Annotated in this window: 21 protein-coding genes; 10 read left to right on the forward strand and 11 right to left on the reverse strand. The window is 57.7% G+C overall.

The window, feature by feature from the left end:
- Positions 1–102: 102 nt before the first annotated feature.
- The 7 genes from folK to dksA form a co-directional block, all read right to left on the reverse strand.
- Positions 103–642: a 2-amino-4-hydroxy-6-hydroxymethyldihydropteridine diphosphokinase gene (gene folK, locus BMZ23_RS12520; RefSeq protein WP_093477931.1), complete on the reverse strand. Its 540-nt coding sequence runs from the start codon at positions 640–642 to the stop codon at positions 103–105.
- The gene (locus BMZ23_RS12525) at positions 639–2018 is read right to left on the reverse strand and encodes a polynucleotide adenylyltransferase PcnB (RefSeq protein ID WP_093477934.1); all 1380 of its coding nucleotides are present in this window, start codon (positions 2016–2018) and stop codon (positions 639–641) included. Before BMZ23_RS12525 ends, folK begins: the two co-directional genes overlap by 4 nt.
- Before the next feature lie 665 nt (positions 2019–2683).
- On the reverse strand, positions 2684–4096 hold the full coding sequence (locus BMZ23_RS12530) for a sigma-54-dependent transcriptional regulator (RefSeq protein ID WP_093477937.1): 1413 nt from the start codon (positions 4094–4096) through the stop codon (positions 2684–2686).
- An 18-nt stretch (positions 4097–4114) separates the two neighbouring features.
- The gene (locus BMZ23_RS12535) at positions 4115–7069 is read right to left on the reverse strand and encodes a sensor histidine kinase (protein ID WP_093477941.1); all 2955 of its coding nucleotides are present in this window, start codon (positions 7067–7069) and stop codon (positions 4115–4117) included.
- Positions 7053–7229: a hypothetical protein gene (locus BMZ23_RS12540; protein WP_093477944.1), complete on the reverse strand. Its 177-nt coding sequence runs from the start codon at positions 7227–7229 to the stop codon at positions 7053–7055. Before BMZ23_RS12540 ends, BMZ23_RS12535 begins: the two co-directional genes overlap by 17 nt.
- A 93-nt stretch (positions 7230–7322) precedes the next feature.
- Complete coding sequence (gluQRS, locus tag BMZ23_RS12545; protein WP_093477947.1) at positions 7323–8225, reverse strand: tRNA glutamyl-Q(34) synthetase GluQRS; 903 nt, start codon at positions 8223–8225, stop codon at positions 7323–7325.
- A 45-nt stretch (positions 8226–8270) separates the two neighbouring features.
- Positions 8271–8711, reverse strand: a complete 441-nt coding sequence (gene dksA / locus BMZ23_RS12550) for an RNA polymerase-binding protein DksA (protein ID WP_093478011.1) — start codon at positions 8709–8711, stop codon at positions 8271–8273.
- A 268-nt stretch (positions 8712–8979) separates the two neighbouring features.
- On the opposite strand from dksA, the gene BMZ23_RS12555 reads away from it, so the two are divergent.
- Together BMZ23_RS12555 and sfsA are read left to right on the forward strand one after the other, a co-directional pair.
- Positions 8980–10152, forward strand: coding sequence for a pyridoxal phosphate-dependent aminotransferase (locus BMZ23_RS12555; protein WP_093477950.1), 1173 nt, complete (start codon positions 8980–8982; stop codon positions 10150–10152).
- The gene (sfsA, locus tag BMZ23_RS12560; protein ID WP_093478014.1) at positions 10152–10856 is read left to right on the forward strand and encodes a DNA/RNA nuclease SfsA; all 705 of its coding nucleotides are present in this window, start codon (positions 10152–10154) and stop codon (positions 10854–10856) included. Before BMZ23_RS12555 ends, sfsA begins: the two co-directional genes overlap by 1 nt.
- Before the next feature lie 8 nt (positions 10857–10864).
- On the opposite strand, the gene BMZ23_RS12565 is transcribed toward sfsA, so the two are convergent.
- Positions 10865–11206 carry a Rieske (2Fe-2S) protein gene (locus BMZ23_RS12565; protein WP_093477953.1) on the reverse strand — a complete coding sequence of 114 codons (342 nt, stop codon included), beginning with the start codon at positions 11204–11206 and terminating at the stop codon, positions 10865–10867.
- A gap of 93 nt (positions 11207–11299) precedes the next feature.
- Here BMZ23_RS12565 and BMZ23_RS12570 point away from each other — a divergent pair, with 93 nt between their 5' ends.
- Positions 11300–12166 carry a ChaN family lipoprotein gene (locus BMZ23_RS12570; protein WP_093477956.1) on the forward strand — a complete coding sequence of 289 codons (867 nt, stop codon included), beginning with the start codon at positions 11300–11302 and terminating at the stop codon, positions 12164–12166.
- A gap of 159 nt (positions 12167–12325) precedes the next feature.
- Here BMZ23_RS12570 and BMZ23_RS12575 read toward each other — a convergent pair whose 3' ends face one another.
- Together BMZ23_RS12575 and BMZ23_RS12580 are read right to left on the reverse strand one after the other, a co-directional pair.
- Positions 12326–13141, reverse strand: coding sequence for a cyclic nucleotide-binding domain-containing protein (locus BMZ23_RS12575; RefSeq protein ID WP_093477959.1), 816 nt, complete (start codon positions 13139–13141; stop codon positions 12326–12328).
- A 142-nt stretch (positions 13142–13283) separates the two neighbouring features.
- Positions 13284–14840, reverse strand: coding sequence for a bifunctional aminoglycoside phosphotransferase/ATP-binding protein (locus tag BMZ23_RS12580; RefSeq protein ID WP_093477962.1), 1557 nt, complete (start codon positions 14838–14840; stop codon positions 13284–13286).
- Between the two features lie 108 nt (positions 14841–14948).
- Between BMZ23_RS12580 and mrcB the strand changes: the two genes are divergently transcribed.
- From mrcB to BMZ23_RS12595, 3 genes are read left to right on the forward strand one after another with little or no spacing between them, the layout of a single operon-like run.
- Positions 14949–17273: a penicillin-binding protein 1B gene (gene mrcB, locus BMZ23_RS12585; protein ID WP_093477965.1), complete on the forward strand. Its 2325-nt coding sequence runs from the start codon at positions 14949–14951 to the stop codon at positions 17271–17273.
- Between the two features lie 10 nt (positions 17274–17283).
- Positions 17284–17946 carry a tetratricopeptide repeat protein gene (locus BMZ23_RS12590; protein WP_093477968.1) on the forward strand — a complete coding sequence of 221 codons (663 nt, stop codon included), beginning with the start codon at positions 17284–17286 and terminating at the stop codon, positions 17944–17946.
- Positions 17943–18269 (forward strand): YqcC family protein, encoded by a 327-nt coding sequence (locus tag BMZ23_RS12595; RefSeq protein WP_218143606.1) that lies wholly within the window; start codon positions 17943–17945, stop codon positions 18267–18269. Before BMZ23_RS12590 ends, BMZ23_RS12595 begins: the two co-directional genes overlap by 4 nt.
- An 11-nt stretch (positions 18270–18280) precedes the next feature.
- On the opposite strand, the gene BMZ23_RS12600 is transcribed toward BMZ23_RS12595, so the two are convergent.
- Complete coding sequence (locus BMZ23_RS12600) at positions 18281–18715, reverse strand: DUF4124 domain-containing protein (protein WP_093477974.1); 435 nt, start codon at positions 18713–18715, stop codon at positions 18281–18283.
- A gap of 450 nt (positions 18716–19165) precedes the next feature.
- Here BMZ23_RS12600 and BMZ23_RS12605 point away from each other — a divergent pair, with 450 nt between their 5' ends.
- The 4 genes from BMZ23_RS12605 to pssA all read left to right on the forward strand — a co-directional run bounded on the left by BMZ23_RS12605 (position 19166) and on the right by pssA (position 23414).
- A complete protein-coding gene (locus BMZ23_RS12605; RefSeq protein ID WP_093477977.1) occupies positions 19166–20890 on the forward strand; it encodes an acetolactate synthase 3 large subunit in 1725 nt (574 codons plus the stop codon).
- Positions 20891–20892: 2 nt separating this feature from the next.
- Positions 20893–21384, forward strand: coding sequence for an acetolactate synthase small subunit (ilvN, locus tag BMZ23_RS12610; RefSeq protein WP_093477980.1), 492 nt, complete (start codon positions 20893–20895; stop codon positions 21382–21384).
- A gap of 52 nt (positions 21385–21436) precedes the next feature.
- A complete protein-coding gene (gene ilvC, locus BMZ23_RS12615; protein ID WP_093477983.1) occupies positions 21437–22453 on the forward strand; it encodes a ketol-acid reductoisomerase in 1017 nt (338 codons plus the stop codon).
- 124 nt (positions 22454–22577) lie between these two features.
- Positions 22578–23414 (forward strand): CDP-diacylglycerol--serine O-phosphatidyltransferase, encoded by an 837-nt coding sequence (pssA, locus tag BMZ23_RS12620; protein ID WP_093477985.1) that lies wholly within the window; start codon positions 22578–22580, stop codon positions 23412–23414.
- The last annotated feature ends 588 nt before the right edge of the window (positions 23415–24002 follow it).

Genomic DNA, 24002 nt, shown 5'->3' on the forward strand with positions numbered 1-24002 from the left:
TGTGCGGCTGCGTATGATTGATGTCGGGGTGCATGGGTAATGCTCCTGCAGCGCCGCCACCACAGACAGTCAGTCAGCCTGTCAGGCGGGTGGCATGCACCATTATAGTGGCGTCGACTGCGGATTGCAGTCATCCGTTGCAGCCTTGGGCCATAGCGCTACTGTTTTGACCTGTAGCTGGTGATCTGCGCAGTGCGCCAGAAATTGCTGCAGGTTGCTGCCGTCTGGCAGGTGCAAGTCCGGTTGCAGTTCGAGCAGTGGGCGTAATACGAAGTCACGAGTGTGCATGTGGTAGTGCGGCACCTGAAGCCGGGCGTGTTCGATCTGCTGGTCGCCGTACAGCAACAGATCAAGATCCAGCGTTCTTGGTCCCCAGCGTTGATCTTTGCGGATTCGGCCCTGATGCTGCTCGATTGCCTGCAAGGCATCCAGCAACGCCAGAGGCTCGAGCCGGGTTTGCAGGCAGGCAACGGCGTTAAGGTAGTCGGGCTGGTCTTGCGGCCCCAGCGGGCTGCTACTGTAGGCCGATGAGCAGGCAAGCAGGCGGCTATCAGGGAGCTCGGCGAGCGCCTGACATGCCTGTTGCAGCTGGAACAGTGGTTCCTGCTGATTGCTGCCAAGACCTATATAGCAAGTGATCATGGATTGTTATCTGCTGTCGAGCGCGGTTTGCGCCGGCGGCGACGCTTGCGTGCCGGCTTGTCACTGCCTGCGTCCAGTTCTCGAATCATCTTTCGGCGTTGCTCGTCGCTGGCGTCTTGGTAGCGGGTCCACCACTCACCGAGGCCGTTGGTGCGTTCACCGGCCGCTTCGCGTAGCAGCAGGAAGTCGTAAGCGGCGCGAAAGCGCGGGTGCTCAAGAAGCTGGTCAGCACGCTTGCCGACACGCCGTTCAAGGCGTGGCTGCAGATCCCAGATCTCTCTGAGGGGGAGGCTGAAGCGTTTGGGAATGGCGGTGCGCAGGCATTGCCGGCTGAGTGCTTCCTGGGCAGCTTGCTGCTGTGCCGGTATCAAGGGTGTACCCCGATCCAGTTGCCGATTCAGCTGCGCCTGCATGGAAGGCCACAGCAGGGCGGCAAACAGGAATGCCGGGGTTACCGGTTTGTCCTGGCGGATTCGCTCATCGGTATTGTGCAAGGCCTGGCGCAGGAGGCGTGTGTAATGATCGGGAGACTGTGAAACAGCGTTGGCTGTATCCGGAAAAAGCGGTGCAAAGAGCCCGTATTGTTGAAGCAGCTCAAAGGTATCGGCGCCCTGTCCGGACATCAGCAGTTTGAGAATCTCATCGAACAGACGGGCGGCTGGAATGTCATTGAGCAGGGAAGCCAGTGACTTGATGGGGGCGGCGGTATGCGGCTCGATCTCGAAGTCCAGCTTGGCGGCGAAACGTATTGCCCGGAGCATGCGTACCGGGTCTTCCTGATAGCGTTGCTGGGGTATTCCTATCAGGCGTATCTGGCAGTTTCGAACATCGTGCAAGCCGTTGGCAAAGTCATGCAGGTGTCCGCTGCATACGTCGTAATACAGTGCGTTGATGGTGAAGTCGCGACGCTGCGCGTCTTCTTCCAGCGTGCCGTAAACGTTGTCCCGCAATAGCCGTCCAGAATCGCTTTGGCGGGATTGCTCGTCAGTGCTGGAGGCGTCGTCATCGCCTCCGTGGCTGGCGCGGAAGGTCGCTACTTCGATAATTTCACGGCCGAAGTAGACGTGTGCCAAACGGAACCGGCGGCCAATCAGGCGTGCGTTGCGAAAGGTGGCCCTGACTTGTTCGGGCGTGGCGCTGGTAGCTACGTCGAAATCTTTGGGAGTTACATCAAGCAGCAGGTCGCGCACGCAGCCACCAACCATAAAGGCTTGATAGCCGGCTTGTTGGAGGCGTTCAACAACGCTGACGGCGTTTCGGCTGATCTCTTCTCGGCGCAGTGAGTGCTGACTGGAGGGGATTACCAGTGGCGTTGTGCGTCGGCGAGCGGGTCTACCAAAAGGGAAAGGCAGTTTTTGCAGCAGCTTGCGAATCATGGGCTGGATATTCCACCGGCTAGGTCAGTTCCAGGCAGCGACGTGCGGGTCGGGTTGCGAGCATGATGTCACGGAATGCCGGCAAAGGCGATGCGCAGTCTACGAGGCGCTGTATTCTAGCCTGAATTGGAGTGGGATTCGAATTGCGGGGGAGGGTGTTAAAGCTCAAGGGGAGCCATGGCTCCCCCTAATCGATTATTTTTGTTCTTCTTATGAGCTGTATTGTTGTTGTTATGACGCCGATGCAATGCATCGTATGGGCCCGTCCCGGGCGGTCAACAACAAGCATATTGCTTTGGAAGCATGGGTCGGTCTGTTTGCTTCGGAAACCCCGTGTTGCTTTGGCAACTTTTATTTTTCTACGGTTTCTGTCGCTTCAACGCCGGCCTGTTCTCCAAAAGAATCGGCTTGCCGAGCTGCGCACATCTTGTTTTTGTTATGCGTGGAGCTGAATGTTGTTCTTGTTATTTTCTGTGGTTTTTATTCTTGTTGTGCCAGACATATAGCATTTGCCGTGCCAACTTTTGGAAAATGTTAAGAATCAATGGGTTATGTTATTTGCGAGGTTTTGGGGCGAGGAAGGTTGTGTGCGGGTGTTACCTTTCGACAGGATAAGTGTTACCGATGGGGGTGTGTTCGGTAACACTTTGGCGGTAACACCCGGGTCAGTGGCTGCTGGCCTTCTTGCGTGGGATGCCCAAGCGCTGCCGGCGTTCCCAGAGGCATTTACGGCTGATGCCGAGTTTGTTCGCCAGCTCGGTTTCGGTCATGTACTCCTGGTGTTCAAGCACGAAGTGTTGGAAATAGTCTTCGAGCGACAGGTTTTCAGTTGGTTCCGGGTTGCTTGAGGTGCTGCCACGCTGCATGGTCTGCAACGCGCTGGTGGCAAGGCTGGCCCGGTCGTTATCCGGTTCGATGCCCAGGAGGTCAGTAGAAATCGCCGTGTCATCACAGAGGATAACCGCTCGCTCGATGGCGTTTTCCAGTTCCCGGACGTTGCCTGGCCAGCTGTACTGGCGGATGGAGCGCGCCGCTTCCGGGCTGAAATGCAGTCCGTGTTGCTGCATGTTGGCGGCTGCCTTGCCCAGCAGTGCTTCGGCGATCAGCATGACATCCTCACCACGCTCGCGCAGTGGCGGCAGTCCTAGCTGGATAACGTTAAGCCGGTAATACAGGTCTTCACGGAAGAGTCCCTGACGCGCCATGGTCTTGAGGTCGCGGTGGGTGGCCGCGACCAGTCGCACATCCACCTTGCTCGACTGTACCGATCCAACCCGGCGAATTTCGCCTTCCTGCAATACACGCAGCAGTCGGGCCTGGGCTTCCAGTGGCAGTTCGCCGATTTCGTCAAGAAACAATGTGCCGCCGTCAGCCGCCTCGACCAGGCCGGTTCGTCCGGCCGTGGCGCCTGTGAAGGCCCCCTTTTCATGGCCGAACAGTTCCGATTCGATCAGTGTTTCCGGAATGGCGGCGCAGTTGACCGAAATAAGGGGCGCCTTGGCGCGTCGGGACAGTTGATGCAGGGCGCGGGCTACCAGTTCCTTGCCGGTGCCTGACTCTCCCTGGATGAGTACCGTTGAATCGGTCGGAGCTACCTTGCGAATACGTTTGAACAAGGTTTGCATGGCCGGGCAGCTGCCGATGATGCCAAGCTCCTGCTGGTCGTCAGTGCCTGTGGGCTTTTCTGTCTTGCTCTGGGGAGGGGTGGGAGCTGCGCTGTGACGGCGCCGGGCTTCATCGAGGATCCGGCTGACAGCCTTGAGCATCTCTTCGTGATCGAAGGGTTTGGCAATGTAATCCACAGCACCAAGCTTCATCGAATCGACTGCCGAGCGCAGACTGGCATAGCTGGTCATGATAAGCACCGGGGTGTCCGGTGCGCGGCGAATCATTTCGGTGCCAGGCTCGCCGGGCAGGCGCAGGTCGCTGATTATCAGGTCAAAATCGTTGAGGTTGTTCTCGCTGCAGGCCTGTTGTACCGAGCCAGCCTCGCTGACACTGTACTGGTGTCTTTCCAGAAGTCGCCGCAGTGCGCTGCGGATGATGCTTTCGTCTTCAACAACCAGAATCTTTGCCATGCTTACCTCGGGTGGCCGTCAGGCGTTCAGTCTGACCACGCTGCTGTCACTGAAGCGCGGCAGTGTCAGAGTGAAACGCGTGCCGCGCTGTTTCTGCAGATCGGCGGGGCTTTCCACGCTGATCTGTCCGTAATGTTCTTCGATGATCGAATAAACCATGGCCAGTCCGAGGCCGGTACCCTTGCCGGGTTCCTTGGTGGTGAAGAACGGTTCGAACAGTCGATCCATGATGTGCTTGTCTATGCCGCTACCCTGATCTTCAATGTCGAACAGTACATGGTGCTCGGTTTGGCGGGTGCGCAGGGTGATGCTGTCGCCGTGCTGGCTTGCATCGCGGGCATTGCCCAGCAGGTTGATCAATACCTGTACCAGACGCTGGCTATCACCCATTACCTGATGTTCGGATTGGCACAGGTTAACATACCTGACCTCGGGGCCGTCGCGATTGAGCGACAGCAACTGGATGGCTTCATTGCTGCAGGCGGCCAGATCAACCGCTTCGGTTGCACTGTGATGGCTGCTGCCAACATGCGCGAAGTTGACCAGTGATTGCACGATACGGGATACCCTGTGGGTCTGTTCGATGATCTGGCTGGCGGCTTCACGGATTTCCGATTGCGGGTATTCCTCGCGCAGGTTCTGTGCCAGGCAGGCGATACCGGTAATCGGGTTGCCGATTTCATGGGCTACCCCGGCAGCCAGTCGCCCGATCGAAGCAAGCCGTTCTGAGTGTACCAGTTCTTCTTCAAGCATCTGGGTGTCAGTTTGATCCTCGATCAGCAGTACCAGTCCGGCACTGAGGTTCTTGCCGGGTTCATCAATGGCAGCCTTGTGAAGGTTGAGCCATTGGGTGCGACCGTTGTGCTGCAGTTTCTGTTTGTGGGCGTGGCCTTCCTGGTCCTCCACGAACTGCACCAGAAACTGGTTCCAGGGTGGTGGCAGGTCATCCAGCCGTGAACCTATCACGCTGTCTGCAGTGATTCCGGTCAGCGCCTGCAGGGCACGATTCCACATAAGAATTTCGTTGTCCTTGGCCAGCGAACAAACACCCATTGGCAGATCCTGCAGGGTTTGCCGGTGGAAGCGCCGCAGGGCATCCAGTTCGGCAGCCAGGCCGGTCAGCCGTGAGTGGTAGTCCTCCAGCCGGCTCTCGATAAAATTGATGTCCTCGCTGACATAGCCTTTATGCCCGGTTTTGAACGGCAGAAAGGTTTCCATGATGTCCTGGGCTACCGCTGGCCCCATCAAGCCCGACAGATTGGCTTCGAGCTGGTCACGCAGGCGTCGTAGCGCGTAGGGGCGACGCTCGTCAAAAGGCAGGTTGAGATCGCGCAGGGCCTGTTCGACCTCCCGCTGTGCCGTTTTGTTGCCCAGCGGCTTGGCCAGTTGCTGGGCAAATTCCTGGGGTGAGCCGGCAATTGGCTCCAGACGTTGCGAGCGGCTGATGTTGTTTACCGAACAGGCGTCGGCGGCACTGCGCTCTTCGCTGCTGGTGTGGGTAAACAGGGATACCAGTACAAAAACCAGCACATTGATGCTCAGAGAGCTGATTGCAGCCAGGTGCCAGGTGTCGGCATCGAATACCAGCTGCCAGCCAGCAAGGCTGAGCGATGATAGCTGGGTAACCAGGGGCAGCAGCAGGGTAATGGTCCATATCAGCATCCCGGCAGCCAAGCCGGCGATAAATCCGCGACGATTGGCCCGTGGCCAGAAAAGCACAGCCAGCGCTCCCGGCAGGAACTGTACGGTGGCAACAAAGGAGGCTACGCCAAGATTGGCCAGATCCTGCTCGGCGCCTAGAAGCCGGTAGAAGGCCCAGGCGGCCATGATAATTGCGGCGATCAGGCTGCGCCGTGTCCATAGCAACCAGCGGTAGATGTTGTTGTCGGCACTGGGCTGGTAGAGCGGCAGTACGACATGGTTGAGGACCATGCCGGAGAGGGCCAGGGTGACCACGATGATCAGGCCGCTGGCGGCTGAGAGGCCGCCGACAAATGCCAGCAGGGAGAGCCAGTCGGCACCGGAATGTATACCTATGCCAAGCGTGAAGTATTCGGCGTTGCTGCTGACATTCAGCTCCAGCCCTGCCCACAAAATGGGAGGCACTGCCAGACTCATGACTAACAGGAATAGCGGCAGTGCCCAGCTGGCGGTGGCCATGGCGCGCGGATTGAGGTTCTCGGTAAAGGCCATGTGGTACATCTGGGGCATGACGATGGCCGAGGCAAAGAACAGCAGCAGCAGGGTGCGCCATGGCCCTTCCTGCAGCGGCGTGTGCAGGCTGCGCAAGGCCTCTTGGTTGCTTCCCAGCCAGCGTTGCAGGTCGGCTGGGCCGTCGAACACGCCATAGACGGCGTACAGTCCGATGGCGCCAATGGCAATCAGCTTGACCAGCGACTCAAAGGCGATCGCCAGTACCAGGCCTTCGTGTTTTTCACGGGTCGAGATATGCCGTGCGCCAAACAGGATGGCAAACAGGATGATTAGCAGGCAGAAGCCCAGAGCTACCGAGTCCTGGGCGGGGTTGTTGGTCAGGAGCATGACCGAGTCCGCTACAGCCTGTACCTGGAGCGCCAGCAGGGGCAGCACACCGATACACATGAACAGGGTAGTGAGGGTTCCGGCCCAGGCGCTGCGAAAGCGGAAGGTGAACAGGTCTGCCAACGACGAGAGTTGATAGGTTCGGGTTATGCGCAGAATCGGGCTGAGCAATACCGGTGCCAGCAAAAAGGCACCACAGAGACCGAGGTAGGAGGCCAGAAAGCCATAACCGTACTGGTGCGCCAGGCCAACCGAGCCATAGAAAGTCCAGGCGCTTGCATATACGCCAAGCGACAGGGTGTAGATCAGCGGGTGCTGCAGCAAGCCGGCCGGCATATGCCGGCGTTCGCCAAGCCAGGCCACGCCGAACAGCAGCAGCAGGTAAATAACGCTGATCAGCAGTAGCAGGCTGAGGTCAAAGCTCGTCGGCATCTTTAGGGCTCTGCAGCAGGATGCCGGCGATGATCAGAATCAACCAAAGCTGATAAGGCCTGTACCAGGCACCCTGTGGATCTATCCACCAATCCATGATGGCGGGAGAGAACAGATAGATGCCAATGACCAGCAGCAGCACCAGACGGTAGATGTACATGCGGGATCGGAGACGCCTATGCCGGGTAAGTGTATTTTGCATGGTAATGACCCGCGCACGCCTTGCCAAGGCAAAGGCGCAGAGGGTCTGTGCTCAGGCGAGGTGTGTGGGCAGTATGTCGGCAGGCAGTTGTGTGCAAGCCGGCAGGCGGTGCGGGTTCCAGTGTCTGACAGCCCACTCCAGAAGCTCACTGACCGGTGTCCCTTGGGCCTCGGCTGGAGGTGCTTGCTGCAGGACTTGCAGGGCGAGAAACAGTGTCTGGGCTGCGCCCTTGTCACTCAGTGGCGGCGAGCCCAGCCGCTTGCTCAGCTTGTTGCCGTCTGAGCGCATGGCTAGCGGTATATGCAGGTAGTGTGGCGGCCTGGCATCAAGCTTTTGGTACAACCATAGCTGGCGGGGGGTTGAGTCGAGCAGGTCGGCGCCGCGTACCACCTGGTTGATCTGTTGTTGGATGTCGTCGGCAACAACGGCCAACTGGTAGGCGATAATTCCGTCGCGGCGACGGATCACGAAATCGCCCACGTCCGCCTCGAGGTGCTGGCTGAAAGGTCCTTGCAGCCGGTCGGTAAAGCCGGTTTCGGCGTTGTCGACGCGCAACCTGACAGCGCGATCAGCGGTGTTGCCGAGCTTGCGGTCACGGCAGTGACCGTCATAGATGCCATTTGTTGTCGATAGCTGGCTACGACTGCAGTCGCAGACAAAGGCCAGTCCGCAATCGAGCAGTCCTTGAAGTATCCCTTGATAGTGTGGCAAATGCTGGCTTTGCCAGCGAATATCCCCGTCCCAATACAGGTTGTAGTGCTCCAGGGTGCGCAGGATGCTGTCGGCCGCGCCGGGCTGAACTCGGGGCTGGTCAAGGTCTTCCATGCGCAGCATCCAGGTGCCTCCTTGCTGGCGGGCATCCAGAAAACTGGCCAGGGCTGCCAGCAGGGAACCGAAATGCAATGGGCCGCTGGGGGTGGGGGCGAAGCGGCCGCGATAGGGGGTGTCAGACATGGCGGGGAGGGAGCCGGCCGCCAGGTGGCGGCCGGGCGCGACCGGTTAGTTGCCGGTCTGCTTTTCCTTGATTTCCGCCAGTGTCTTGCAGTCAATGCAGAGGGTGGCGGTCGGGCGGGCTTCGAGACGGCGGATGCCGATTTCAACGCCGCAGGAGTCGCAGTAGCCGTAATCATCCTCTTCGATCCGTTGCAGGGTCTGATCAATCTTCTTGATCAGCTTGCGTTCGCGATCGCGGGCACGAAGCTCCAGACTGAACTCCTCTTCCTGGCTGGCACGGTCAGCCGGATCGGGGAAGTTGGCCGCTTCGTCCTGCATATGGTGGACTGTGCGGTCGACTTCTTCCATCAACTCCTGCCTCCAGGTGTTCAGGATGCCGGCGAAGTGGGCGCGCTGGTTTTCATTCATGTATTCCTCGCCCTTCTTTTCCTTGTAGGGCACGAAACCGCGGATCAACATCGAACTTTTTTTGCTTTTGCTGGGCATGAGAACCGCCTCACTATTGGTCAGCGCATCGCCTGCAGGCACTTGTCCGTACAGGTCGCGTTGCCGCGATTGCGCTTGCTTGAGCTCTATCATCCTGTTCTGCCGGGGGTGTTTACGGTCCGGCAGGGCTGCGGCCTTCGGCTGCAAGGCGGCAAAGCTACCAGAAGCTTGCAGGCAGCGCTACTGTTTGCCGCCCTATGGTAAGGCCGCTTTGCCACCGGACTGGTCGACGCAGGTATCATTGGCCCTTTTCTCCGAGAGAATAGCGATGCGCAGTCGTTGGGCAGAAAGAATCGAGGATATCCAGCCGTTCCATGTAATGGCGGTGCTGGCCAGAGCCAGAGAGCTTGAGGCCGTCGGCGAGGATGTTATCCACATGGAAATTGGCGAGCCGGATTTTGCCACACCAATCCCCATCATCCAGGCTGGGCAACGGGCACTGGCGGATGGCTGTACCGGATATACGCCAGCACTCGGCTTGTTCGAGTTGCGTGAAGCGATTGCCGGCCTTTACCGCCAGCGACATGGGCTGGATATTGACCCGCGTCGGGTGATAGTGACGCCCGGTGGTTCTGCGGCGCTGCTGCTGGTGAGTGCCTTGTTGGTAAATCCCGGGCAGCAGGTTGTTATGGCGGACCCGTCATACCCCTGTAATCGCAACTTCCTGCGTCTGGTCGAAGGGCGTGCACTGATGCTTCCAACCTCGGCAGAGAACGGCTGGCAACTGACGCCAGAGCAGCTGCAGCGGCATTGGAATGCGGATTGCCGGGCGGTGCTGGCAGCATCGCCAGCCAATCCGACAGGCACCCTGATGGGGCGGGAGCAGCTGGCAGGATTGGCGTCAACTGTCAGTCGGCTCGGCGGCGAGTTGATCGTTGACGAGATCTATCACGGGCTGACCTACGGCTGTGACGCGGTGTCTGCCCTTGAGGTAAATGACGACATCTTTGTACTTAACAGTTTCTCCAAATACTTCGGAATGACCGGCTGGCGACTGGGCTGGCTGATTGCCCCGGAAGCGGCCGTGGCGGAACTGGAAAAACTGGCGCAGAACCTCTATATCTGTGCACCGCACATGGCGCAGCGGGCAGCGCTGGCCGCCTTTACCGAGCAAACACGGGAAATATGCGAGGCACGTCGGGAGGCTTTTCGGCAGCGCCGCGACTTCCTGCTGCCAGCCTTGCGCGAGCTGGGGATGCATATTCCCCATGTGCCGGAAGGTGCCTTTTATCTGTACGCAGACAGTTCAGGCGTAGCTGACGACAGTGCGGCTCTGTGTCGACACCTGATTGAAACCCGGCATCTGGCGATTACCCCCGGGCTGGATTTTGGTGAGCATCGCACTCGTCAGCATTTGCGCTTTGCCTACACCACGGGAATTGACAGGCTCGAGCAGGCGGTCGAGCGCTTGCGACTGGGGTTGCAACAATACGCATGCTGATTCCTTTCGATGCACCGCTTCAGCACGGGGTTCTGTTGCGCCGTTACAAGCGTTTTTTTGCTGATGTGCAACTGGACGACGGCCGTGAGTTGACACTGCATTGCCCGAATACCGGATCAATGCTGGGATGCGCCGAGCCAGGCAGCCAGGTGTGGGTAAGTGTGCAGCCCCGGCCGGGCCGTAAACTGCCAGGTACCTGGGAGCTGGTTGAGTGCGCGGAGGGTGGCTGGGCCTGCATTCACAGTGCACGAGCCAATCGGGTGGTGGAGCAAGCGCTGCAGGCAGGGCTGATCGAGCCGCTGGCCGGGTTTTCCGGTATTCGTCGGGAGGTGCGCCTTGAAGACAGCGACAGCCGTTTTGATTTTCTCCTTGACGGGGCTGACGGAGAGTGTGTGGTTGAGGTGAAAAGCGTCACCCTGGCGCTCTCAGCTGGCGTTGGCGGCTTTCCCGATACCGTCAGTTTGCGTGGCCAAAAGCACTTGCGTGAGCTGATGCGCCAGCGTTCGCTCGGACGTCGTGCCTGCTTGCTGTTTTGTGTCATGCGCAGCGGTATCAGCGAGGTCCGTCCGGCTGAAGGGCTTGATCCGCATTACGCGCGGTTGTTGCGCGAGTCTGACAAGACCGGTGTCGAGCTTCTTGCGCTGGCGCTCAACCCTGAGCCGGACGGATTGCGACTGGCCGGTTTGTTGCCAGTGATCGCCTGACAGACGACTTAGTTTCGCCGCCACCACAGGGCATTGTCATGCACCTCATGGTGCAGAGACTGAAGCGACTGACCGCTGCAGGGGCCGGCAATACACTCACCACTTTCAGGCAAAAACAGAGCGCCGTGGGTGGCACACTGGATCAATTGGCCAGAGCTGTCGAGAAAGCTGTCGGGCTGCCACTCCAGCGGAATGCCCCTGTGCGGACAACGGTTCAGATACAGGCGGACTTGCCCTTGGTGGCACACGGCAAAGAGTTTTATGCCGTCAATGTCAAATCCCCGGCTACCCGGGTCTGGTAGTTCGTCCAGACTGCACAGGCGCAGGCTGTCGGCGGGCTGAGTGCTCATGTAGAGTCTCCAATGGTCCTGTTTGAGTCAGTCTGCGGGTCTTTGGCCGGTCTAACGGGTCACCGGTGTGATCGTACAATACGGAGAAGAGCGATGCGTCCCTTACTGCTAATGGCTTGCCTGCTGGCTGGCTTTCAGTGTCTGGCCCAGCCCTTGCCAGCATGGCAGGGCAGCGAGGGTTTGCAGCATTCGAGGTTGGGGCAGGCACTTGATATCTCAAATGGCCAGTGGCTGGATGCACAGGCGCTGGTGCGGCGTGTGGCCGAGGCAGACAGGCTGTTGGTCGGTGAGCGGCATGATAACCCTGACCATCAGGCGTTGCAGTTTTGGTTGCTGCAGGCCTTGCATGAGCGGCGCATGCAGCAGGCGCTGTTGCTCGAAATGCTGACGCCAGCCCAGCAACCAGCGCTGCGGCAGCTGGACGCCAGTGCGGCGCAGCGCACTGATCTGGACGAGCTGCTTGACTGGAGTCCGGGGTGGAACTGGCAGGCCTATGCGCCCTTATTGCGCTGGGGGTTGCAGCAGGGGGTTGGCTTGTATCCAGCGAACATTGACAGGGCGCTGATTGGCCAGCTTTACCGTGAACCGCCGCCATTGCTGCCAGTGTATGCCGATGAGGCACTGGATGGCTTGCGCGCTACTATTGCCGCTTCGCATTGCCGCGAATTGCCGCCAAAACAAGTCGAAGCGATGCTGGCAATTCAGCAAGCGCGAGACCAGGCCATGGCTGCTGCTCTGTTGACTGCGCCGGTGCCTGCCATGCTGGTTGCCGGAAGTTTTCATGTTCGGCACGACCTGGGCGTGCCCTTGTATTGGCCGGAGGATCAACCGCGCCCACTGGTCATCGTATTGCTTGAGGCCGGAGAAGCCTTGCCGAACAGCTTCCCGGCGGATTTTGTCTGGATCACGCCAGCACAACCTGAGCAGGATTATTGTGCGGGTATGGCCGAGGCGGATTGAGAACCAAAAAAAAGCCCGCTTGTAAGCGGGCATAAATCCGTGATTAGCCTGATGAGGAGATAACCGTTCGTCTCGCGACAATCCGTTATCCGGGCCATCTCGCGATGGCTTGTTGCTAATAATAATGATTATCGTTTAATAGTCAATACTATTGCTGAGTTATTTTTCACTCGCCTGCCCGTCGGCGGCGAGTTGTTTGAAATGCGTCAGTTCCTTGTTCATCAGGTCAATACGCCTTGCCATGCTTTCGATCAGGCTGTGGGCGATCCGCGGGTTGCTTTGCATGAGCGCGAGAAACTGCTCCTTGGGAATCATCATGACGGTGGTCGGCATGCTGGTAACGACCGTGGCGGAGCGCTTTTCACGGGTGAAGAGCGCCATCGCGCCGAAAATCTCGTCCTTCTGTACATCGCCCACCTTGATGCCGTTGACGAAGGCCTCGGCATGCCCTTCGGTAATGATGAAAACGTGATCGGCCTCGTCGCCCTGGCGGATCAGTTCGGCATTTGCCTCAAAATGGCGAAAACCGGTAGCTGGACGTATTTCAGCGGGCTTGGTGCGGGCCAGCGCATCCGACATCAATGCCGCCTGCCCCAGAATGTATTGGGTAAACAGTTCCTGACGTTGGCTGTTGGCGTGAATATGACTGAACAGGGTTTGCCGGTCGTAGGGCAGCAACTCCATGGGCTCTTCACACAGATAGGTGCAGGGTGCTGCGTTGAGTCCCTGACGCAGGCCGATAAGGTCGCCCTCCTGCAAATAGAACAAGGTTTTGCCGTCAATGGTGGCGTGCAGCAGGCCGCTTTTAAGCAAATAGAGCTTGCTGTGATTGATTACCTTGTAGATGTCATCTGCTGCATCGATATGAATGGGCTCGTCGCAGGGAGCCAGATCGGCGAGCAGGCGGGCTGGAATCTGCTGCAAGTCCTGGATCAGTTTTTCTGCGTACGGGGGCTGCTCACCAATCAGGTACATGGGCGAATTCCTTGTTTGAATGTTCAGGTCCGTGTTGGTGGCTGCCAGAGAGGCAATCGACACCACTCCTGTAGGGTCTTCCGTCTAGGAAACATAAAGCCCTTTTACCGCTTTGCCAATCCTCGATCCCGCCCAATGTGAACTATTTCTCCGTGCTGTTGCTGGTCACGCATGCAGCATCACGGCGTTTGCCAATTTCTTGCAACAGATTGACCAAGGGCTGGTTGGCATCCAAGCTGATGGCCTGCTCGTCCGATACCAGTGGCTGGAGAGCGGCCAGCTGCTTGTGCAGGATGTCGATATCGGCTTCCGACGGATCTTCGCCCTGTTGCTGGCGTTGCTGGATGCGCTGCTCCAGTTGCTCCAGCGGGGCGTGACAATGCAGGATCAATGCAATGCCTGAGCTGGCGGTAATTTGTTCACGTGCCAGTTGTCTTTGCCGTTGTTGCAGATGCGTAGCATCGATCAGAAGATTACGGCCTGCATCCAGTACCAGTTGAGAAAGTCTGCCCAGAAGTTGGTAGACGGCATCTCCGGCCTGGGCGGAGTAGCGATCGGATTCCTTGTGATCGGCAAACAGGCGCTGGCGTTCGATGTCGGAACGCAGTCGTACGCAGCCCAGTTGCTCAACCAGTTGCAAACCCAGCGTGCTTTTTCCTGATCCGGAAACCCCGTGCATGATCAGTCCCAGAGGTTTGTTGCGGGTGCAGCATGCCATGGCCAGGCTGATATAGCCGGTATAGCGCTGCATCACCTCGAGTCGACCGGCTTCATCAATAGGTTGGGTCAGGCGTAACAGCGCTACTTTGGCGCGGACCATGGCGCGATAGGCAATGTAGTAATCGAGAACGGCAAGCCCGGCATAATCGCCGGTGATTTCCAGGTAGCGGTTGAGAAATCGGTTCGCCAGTCGGTCAAGTTGGCGGTCGCGCAGATCCATTACCATGAAGGCGACGTCGCTCATGGTGTCGATCCAGCGAAAATCTTCATTGAACTCGATACAGTCAAACAGGGTCACTTGACCATCGACCAGCGTGACATTGTCCAGATAGATGTCACCGTGGCATTCACGGATAAACCCCGAATCCCGGCGCTGCTGCAGTTGGGCATGCAGCCGATCGAAGGTAGTATTCGCCCAGTTTTCCAGTGTTTGCAAACGAGACAGCTGGTCGGGCTGATTGATCAGCTGGCGAATCTGCTCGAAGTTCTGGGTGACGGGAGCATGCACTTGTTCCGGCAGCCCCTGAGGTGCGTCAGCGGCAACGGTCTGGATGTCTGCGTGGAAGGCTGCCAGCCGTTCAGCCAGTTGGTCTATGTGCCAGTTCTGAAGAAGGCCGTCGCGCTGCAGGTTGCCAAGAAGGTCTTGCTGGCGGAACTGGCGGGTTTTTACCATGTATTCGATGGGCTGCCCGTCAGGCTTGAGACTTGGAGATTCAGCGCTGCCGTATACAGGAATAACCGCAAGGTAGAGGTCCGGCGCCAGACGCTGGTTAAGACGTAGTTCTTCCTTGCAGAAGTGGGCGCGCTGCTCCAGCGTCGAATAATCGAGAAAGCCGAAGTTGACCGGTTTTTTGATCTTGTAAACGAAGTCGCCGGTCAGCAGTACCCAGGAAATATGGGTTTCGATCAGTTCGAAACCGCTGACGGGGTGCGGGAAAAGCTCGGGATTCTGCAGCGCGCTGACGAAGGTCTGGTTCACGGGGAGTCCTTGCTGGTAATCAATTCAGGCATTATGAAGGGCTGGCCTGATGCAATCCAGCGTTGAGGGGTACGGCTGTCGGCCGTTCAAACATACAGAAGGCAGATGATGGGCAAGCGTAGAAGAACAGGCAGGGGTAAGGGCGGCGCTTCGCGTCGTTGGGGACGGGCGCTGTTCTGGTGGACCGCGCGTCTTGCGCTGGTGGGACTGGTATTGCTGGCAGGGCTGGCAGTTTATCTTGATGCAGTTGTGCAGGAAAAATTTTCCGGCAAGCGCTGGGCTGTGCCGGCCAAGGTGTTTGCCCGGCCACTGGAACTCTATGCAGGGCAGCGGCTGGTGCGTGAGGATCTGTTGACAGAACTGGCCGCGCTTGGTTATCGCCAGGCCCCCAATGTGCGCCAACCCGGCCAGATGAGTGTGTCAGCTGGCAGGGTTGATGTGTATACGCGCGGATTCCGCTTTTTTGAGGGGGATGAGCCGGCCCAGCGAATCAGCCTGCGTTTTGATGGTGAGCGAATCGCAGCATTGGAGGGCGGGCATGATCCTGTGATGGCGCGGCTGGAGCCGCTGCTGATCGGGGGGATTTATCCGGCGCACAATGAGGACCGGATCCTGATTCGCCTCGATCAGTCGCCTCCCTATCTGCTGGAAGCGTTGCTGGCTGTTGAGGATCGTGATTTTTTCCAGCACTTTGGTGTATCCCCCAAGGGGATTGCTCGTGCCGCCTGGGTCAACATGACGGCCGGTTCTGTGGTGCAGGGAGGCAGCACGCTGACCCAGCAGCTGGTAAAAAACTTTTTCCTGAGCAGTGACCGCAGCCTGGTGCGCAAGGGAACAGAAGCGATCATGGCAGTGCTGCTGGAACTGCATTACCCCAAAGAAGAAATTCTTGAGGCCTATCTGAACGAAGTGTTTCTTGGTCAGGATGGCCGTCGTGCAGTCCACGGATTTGGTCTGGCCAGCCAGTATTATTTCTCACAGCCGCTGCATGAACTGGAGCTGCATCAGGTGGCGTTGCTGGTGGGTATGGTGAAGGGGCCGTCGTTGTTCAATCCGCGCCGTCACCCCGAGCGGAGCAAGGCGCGGCGAGATCTGGTGATCCAGATGCTCGCTGAACAGGGAGCTATCAGTGAGCAGCAAGCCCGCCAGGCGCTGGAGAGGCCGCTGGACGTGACTGAGCGCGGCAGCTTGGCTGATACCAGTTATCCTGCTTTTATGGATATGGTAAAGCGTCAATTGCGTGCTGATTACCGTGACGAGGATCTGAGCAGTGAAGGGTTGCGTATTTTTACCAGCCTGGACCCATTACTTCAGCGTAAGGCAGAACAGGCCGTAGAGGGCACCTTGCGCCGGCTGGGCGACGAACAACTTGAAGGTGCCATGGTGGTTACCGCTGCGCAGAATGGAGAAGTGCTGGCGCTGGTCGGTGGCCGTAACCCGCGCTTCTCGGGCTTCAATCGTGCCCTGGACGCTTCCCGGCCAGTGGGGTCGCTGGTCAAGCCGGCAATTTATCTGGCTGCGCTGGAGCGCCCCGAGCGCTACGCGTTGAGCAGTATTCTGGACGACTCGCCAATTACGCTGGAGGCTGAGCCTGGCAAGACCTGGACGCCGCAGAACTATGATCGTCAGAGTCACGGAATGGTGCCGCTGCATCAGGCGCTGAGTCGTTCCTACAACCAGGCAGCGGTCCGGCTCGGGGTCGAGCTAGGGGTGCCGGATGTGCTGCGTACGGTTGAGCGAATGGGGGTAAAGCATGGTTGGCCAGCCTATCCGTCAATGCTGCTCGGCGCTGGTGCCATGACGCCGATGCAGGTTGCCGAGATGTATCAGACCGTTGCCAGTGGTGGATTCAGTACGCCGATGCGTGCTATCCGCAATGTATTGACGGCTGAAGGCGATCCGTTGCATCGCTATCCCCTTGAGATCCATCAGCAGTTCGACAGTGCCAGTGTGTACCTGATCCAGGAAGCGATGAGCCGTGTGATGCGTGAGGGAACCGGGCGTTCTGCCTACAACCAGCTGCCATCTTCACTTCGTCTGGCGGGCAAGACAGGAACCACTAACGATTTGCGAGACAGCTGGTTTGCGGGGTTCTCCGACGATCTGTTGGCAGTCAGCTGGATCGGCCGGGACGATAACGACCGTACACGGCTGACTGGCGCTACGGGCGCTCTGCCCGTATGGACTGCGTTCATGCGCGAGGCGCGCCCCCAGAGCCTCTCGGACCGTCTGCCGGAAAATATCGTGATGGCCTGGATTGACCCATTGACCGGATTGGGAAGTGATCAGGGGTGTCCGGGTGCGGTAGAGATGCCATTTCACAGGGGGTATCAGCCGTTGCCAGGCCCCGGCTGTCGCCCATTGCTGGACACCGAGCCTGTGATGCGAGAGGGTCGCAAGGTTTTTGATATGATCCGCGGCTGGCTGCAATAGGAGAAAGACCATGCGTTTTTGGAGTGTGCCGGTTTCGCTGGCGTTGCTGTTTCTTGGAGGCTGTGCCGGTACCGGCGGAATGGCGCCAGTGGTTGATGCCGGACGAACAGTAAGTAACGAGGAGGGGCGTTTTGCGACTGCTGCGCCAGCATCTTCCTCTGCTGCTTCTGCCTCTTCTGCGCTGCGTCAGGAAGCCGGTTCAGCGGTGGTGGTGATGGTGCCGGATGATGCTGGTCAGTCGAGAGCTGTCGATTCCTTTCCGCTTGAGTCTGCCCCGGTACTTGAGACCGGGCGTGAGAGCATTTTCACCCCCGCGGGCGGAACTTCGCCGCTTCAGGATGACGAGCGTCTGGATGGGCCGGTTCTGGCGCTGCTTACTAGCGCACGGCAGCAGGAGAGTAATGGTGATCTGAATGCCGCAGCGTCGAGTCTTGAGCGTGCAATGCGCATAGCACCACGTGAACCCCAGGTGTTTTACCGATTGGCGCAAGTCCGTCTGAATCAGGGTGATACTGCGCAGGCCGAACAGCTGGCGCGTCGCGGATTGAACTATGCAAGTGGAAGGCCTGCATTACAGGCCGGCTTGTGGGAGCTGGTGGCGCAGGCACGTGAGCGTCAAGGCGATGCCCCCGGTGCCGCAGATGCCCGCCGGCGCGCACGGGTGGATTCGTGAGTGGAGCCCATGGTGTTTTGCTGGTACTGCTCGATGAGCTGGAACAGGCGTTGCGCGACGAGGGGTTGTGGGGAGCGACGCCTCCGGTAGCAGAGCGTCTGGCCAGTCTTGCACCATTCTGTGTGGATACGCTGGGCTTTGAAGAATGGCTGCAGTGGGTGTTCCTGCCTCGTATGCGTGAGATTGCGAGACGGCGGCAGCAGCTTCCACAGGCTGTTCTGGCCCCCATGGGTGAGCAGGCGCTGCAGCCCTCTCCACGGCGGGTATTGTCCAGCCTGCAGAGGATAGACCGGCACCTGGCCGGCTTGTCTCTGGCAGGCTGAATGTCAGAGGGTCAGTTGTTGCAGAACTCTTGGATTTGTTCGCGAGTTTCAGAAATAAGCTGCTGACGCTCTTCTTCGTCAATACGCACCACTTCACCGCTTTCTGTTGTGCGCCGCAGGCGGGGATTGTCCAGTAGTAACTGCAGGTTTTCTCTGAGCTTTCCGCATTCCTCTGCCAGTCGCTTTTCGCGCGCGGCCCTTGCGGCGCGCTCTTCAGCGCTACCCTGATCCTGGGGTGTTACGTCGATGTCCGGTGCTGGCGCCCTTACAAAGCCGCCTGGCGGCGGTGCAGATCGAATGCCAACAGCTTCATAGGGACGGTCGGTCGGCGGGTTCTGGCCAAACTGGGTGACGCCTTGATCGTCGATCCAGCGGTACATCTGTGCTGCCTGCAAGCTGGCGCAGAACAGCAATGCCATAGACAACAGGGTGAGTTTCTTCAACATGTAGGTATTCCTGAAAAGTCTCCAATGGCAGTCTTTCAGTAGCCGGCTGCGGAGTCAATCATCTGCAGGCGGTGCTGTGCACAAAGTCACAGCGGTTGGCCGGATTAAGTGCCTGCGTAGCAGTAAAATGTTCGAGGAAGTGATGCCTTGCTTGACTTGTGCGCCCTGAGTGTAAACAATTTGGGGTTCTCATGAGGCAGGTGCCGTTGTTCAACAAATAACGGCTGGCTTCATATGCTCAATCCGGGAAGGCGACCCGTCTGCTCCCGGCCTGGCACCCGCACGCGCTACCTCGCGCTGGGTGAGGCGGTATCAGTACCCAAGACGTACCGTCTCCGATGCACGTAGTCAAGCTGATGCAGTACAACTACCGTTGCTACTGCGCTGCCGAGCAACAAACAGGTATCCGGCTGTCCATGGCAATGGACGGCATGCTAGAGGTGATTCAAAGTGGAGCTTTTATCCGGCGCTGAAATGGTCGTCCGCGCATTGCGTGACGAGGGTGTTAAGTATATCTACGGGTACCCGGGTGGTGCCCTTCTGCATATCTACGATGCGATTTTCCGCCAGGATGACGTGACGCACATACTGGTGCGCCACGAGCAGGCGGCAGCGCACATGGCTGATGGTTACGCCCGTGCCACAGGCAAGGCCGGGGTGGTTTTGGTGACCTCGGGTCCAGGGGCTACCAACACAGTTACTGGTATTGCTACCGCCTATATGGACTCGATTCCCATGGTAGTGATATCGGGTCAGGTGCCAAGCACTTCAGTAGGTACTGATGCCTTTCAGGAGACCGACATGGTCGGTGTTTCTCGGCCAATCGTGAAGCACAGCTTCATGGTCAAGGACCCGCGCGAAATTCCTGAAATTATCAAGAAGGCATTCTATATTGCGCAGACCGGTCGCCCGGGCCCTGTCGTGGTAGATATTCCCAAGGACATGACCAATCCTGCAGAAAAGTACGAATACAGCTATCCGAAGAAGGTCAAGCTGCGTTCTTACAATCCTGCATTGCGTGGCCATTCAGGCCAGATCCGCAAGGCCATGGAGCTGATTGCCGCAGCCAAGCGTCCGATTATTTATGCTGGTGGTGGCGTTATCCTTGGTGGTGCTTCACAGCAGCTGACCGAGCTGGCCCGCGAGTTGAATGTTCCTGTCACCAATACCCTGATGGGGCTTGGTTGCTATCCGGGAACTGATCGCCAGTTCCTTGGCATGCTTGGCATGCATGGCAGTTATGTCGCCAACGTTGCCATGCACCACAGTGATGTGATCGTGGCTGTCGGTGTGCGTTTCGACGACCGGGTTGTCAATGGCGCTGCCAAATTCTGCCCGAATGCCAAGGTCGTCCATGTTGATATCGATCCGGCGTCTATCTCCAAGACAATCAAGGCTGATGTGCCGATTGTAGGGCCGGTTGACGGTGTTCTCGCTGAAATGATCGCCAATGCGCGCGACCATTCGCTGCGCCCTGCCAAGGATGTGATGGCAAGCTGGTGGAAGCAGATCGACGAGTGGCGCGGTAATCGCGGACTATTTCCTTATGACAGTGGCGATGGTGTGATCATCAAGCCGCAAGCCGTCATCGAGGCCTTGTGGGACGTGACGGGCGGAGATGCCTACGTCACCTCCGACGTCGGGCAGCACCAGATGTTTGCAGCCCAGTACTATCGTTTCGACAAGCCAAATCGCTGGATCAATTCCGGCGGTCTCGGGACTATGGGCTTCGGTTTCCCAGCGGCCATGGGCGTCAAATTGCACTTCCCTGAAGCCGAAGTTGCCTGCGTTACCGGCGAAGGCAGCATCCAGATGAATATTCAGGAGTTGTCGACCTGTCTTCAGTACGACCTGCCGGTGAAAATCATCAACCTGAACAACCAGGCTCTGGGCATGGTTCGTCAGTGGCAAGACATGCAGTACAACAGTCGCTATTCGCATTCGTACATGGACTCGCTGCCGGATTTTGTGAAATTGGCAGAAGCCTATGGCCATGTCGGCATGCGCGTGGAAAAGCTCGCAGACCTCAAGGGTGCCATGCAGGAGGCGTTTGCACTCAAGAACCGGCTGGTGTTCATGGATATTTGCGTGGATACCTCCGAGCACGTCTATCCAATGCAGATCAAGGATGGGGCGATGCGTGACATGTGGCTGAGCAAGACGGAGCGAACCTGATCATGAGACATATCATTTCCGTACTGCTGGAAAACGAACCGGGTGCCCTGTCGCGGGTTGTTGGCCTTTTCTCGCAGCGCAACTATAACATCGAGACGTTGACTGTGGCGCCGACTGAGGACCCCACGCTGTCACGCCTGACGCTGACAACCAAGGGGCATGACGACGTTATCGAACAGATCACCAAGAACCTCAACAAGCTGATTGAGGTGGTCAAGCTGGTCAATCTGTCCGAAGGCAGCCACATAGAGCGCGAGCTCATGCTGGTCAAAATCAAGGCCACCGGAGCCCAGCGCGCCGAGGTCAAGCGCACGACTGATATCTTCCGTGGCCAGATTGTCGATGTCACCAGCAGCGTATACACAGTGCAGCTGACAGGAACATCAGACAAGCTGGACAGTTTTATTGAAGCTGTCGGCCCCACTTCAGTCATTGAAGTGGTGCGTACCGGCGTCTCCGGTATTGCGCGTGGTGAAAAGGTTTTGAGTATCTGAATCCATTAGGCCGCAGGCCCACGAGGCCTGCACCAATCAACAGGGGAATTCCATGCAAATCTATTACGACAAAGACTGTGATCTGAGCATTATCCAGGGCAAAAAAGTTGCCATCATCGGCTATGGCTCGCAAGGCCATGCCCATGCCTGCAACCTCAAGGACTCTGGTGTGGATGTGACTGTCGGTCTGCGTCCAGGTTCTGCTTCGGTGGCCAAGGCAGAAGCCCATGGTCTGAAAGTCAGTGATGTACCATCCGCAGTAGCTGCTGCCGATCTGGTAATGATCCTGACCCCGGACGAGTTCCAGTCGCAGTTGTATCGCAACGAGATCGAGCCGAACCTGAAGCAGGGTGCGACTCTAGCTTTTGCCCATGGTTTTGCCATTCACTACAACCAGATCGTGCCGCGCAAGGATCTGGACGTGATCATGATCGCCCCCAAGGCGCCGGGACACACCGTGCGCTCCGAGTTCGTTCGTGGCGGCGGTATTCCTGATCTGATAGCGATCTTCCAGGATGCTTCCGGCAACGCCAAGAATGTTGCGCTGTCGTATGCATCAGGTGTTGGTGGTGGTCGTACCGGTATTATCGAGACAACCTTCAAGGACGAAACCGAAACCGACCTGTTCGGTGAGCAGGCTGTACTCTGTGGTGGTGCTGTCGAACTGGTCAAGGCTGGCTTCGAAACACTGGTTGAAGCCGGGTATGCGCCGGAAATGGCCTACTTCGAGTGTCTGCACGAGCTCAAGCTGATTGTTGATCTGATGTTCGAAGGCGGTATCGCCAACATGAACTACTCGATCTCCAACAATGCCGAATATGGCGAGTACGTTACTGGCCCTGAAGTTATCAACGAAGAGTCGCGTGCAGCCATGCGCAATGCACTCAAGCGCATTCAGTCCGGTGAATACGCCAAGATGTTCATCGCTGAGGGTGCTCACAACTACCCATCGATGACTGCTGCCCGTCGCAACAATGCCGCGCACGGCATTGAAGTGGTAGGCGAGAAGTTGCGTGCCATGATGCCGTGGATCGCTGCCAACAAGATCGTCGACAAGAGCAAGAACTGATCGATGGTATCTCCAAAAAGCGCGGCTTAGGCCGCGCTTTTTGTTTGTCTGAAGTGTCTCGGGCTGGCCAACTGTCGGTCGAGTTGCCACACTGTGTTTTTGGTTTCAGCAATCAGGTGTAGATATGAGCGACATGCATGAGCAGGAAAAAAACAGCGCCACGGACGATCCCTTAAGCCTGCTGCCAATCGACGAGCATATTGAGGAAGTGCCAGGACCAGACGGCAAAAAGATCAGGCACAAAGGCGTATACCTGCTTCCCAATCTGTTCACCACGGCAGCACTGTTTTCCGGTTTCTATGCCATTGTCAGCGCGATGGATGGAAATTTTACCCATGCAGCCATCGCCATTTTCGTCGCCATGGTGCTGGACGGGCTAGATGGGCGGGTAGCGCGCTTGACCAACACCCAGAGCGCCTTTGGGGCAGAGTACGACTCCTTGTCGGACATGGTTGCCTTTGGCGTGGCACCGGCATTGATCGCTTTCAGCTGGGCATTGCATGATTTGGGAAAGGCTGGCTGGGTGTTCGCTTTTATCTATGTGGCTGGCGCCGCATTGCGTTTGGCGCGTTTCAACACGCACATAGATACCCAGGACAAGCGCTACTTTACCGGTCTGGCCAGTCCATCGGCAGCAGGCTTGGTGGCCGGCATGGTGTGGGCGTTGAGCGACTTCGGTATCGATGGCAAGGATATTGGTTTGCTCGTCGGCGTGCTTACTGCGCTGGGAGGCCTGTTGATGGTCAGTAATATTCGCTACCACAGCTTCAAGGACCTGGATCTGAAGGGGCGAGTACCATTTTTTGTAATCCTGCTGGTGGTGCTGGTCTTTGCCATCATCTCTACTGATCCTTCACGGATACTCTGGCTGATCTTTATTGTGTACAGCGCATCAGGCCCAGTGCTGGCAGGCTGGCGCTGGAGGAAGGGGCGTCAGGCAGCTGCTGAGGGTGGGGATTGAGCTGGATCAAGGCAAATTTCCACAATTAGCAGAGAATGTGGTTGGCGGCTGTGTTGGTTCGCCTATAATGCGCCTCTCGCTGATCGGGGCGTCTTGTTAAAGCGCTTTAGAATCAATGGCTTGCAAATCTTTTTTAGATTTAAGCGGTTGACGGATCAGCGGAGTGGTGTAGAATGCGCCGCTCACTGGGGAGGGTGATGTAGCTCTCCAGGTGCTTGGATCGGCGGTGTTGATTAAAGCGCAAAATGAGGTGTTGACAGCGGTTCAAACTGCTGTAGAATGCGCCTCCCTGACACGCTAAAGGCCTTGAGCCAGGCGGGTTGGACAAGCGGTTTCGAGGGTGTGTAAGTTACCGGATTCTCGAAAATAAACGCTTGACAGGATGTAGGGCTGGCGTAAAATGCGCGGCCTTGGTTGAGCCAAAGCGCTGACCGAATCGCTCTTTAACAATCTGGAATCAAGTAATTCGTGTGGGTGCTTGTGGGAGAATTGATGATCGCAAGATTGTCAGTCGACACAAGTAACTCTGTGAATTCATGAGTTTATTTGTACGACTGAGCCAAGTTTAGGGTTTTCTCAAAACCCGAT

The organism is Halopseudomonas yangmingensis, assembly GCF_900114825.1.
In the GTDB taxonomy this organism is placed as follows: domain Bacteria; phylum Pseudomonadota; class Gammaproteobacteria; order Pseudomonadales; family Pseudomonadaceae; genus Halopseudomonas; species Halopseudomonas yangmingensis.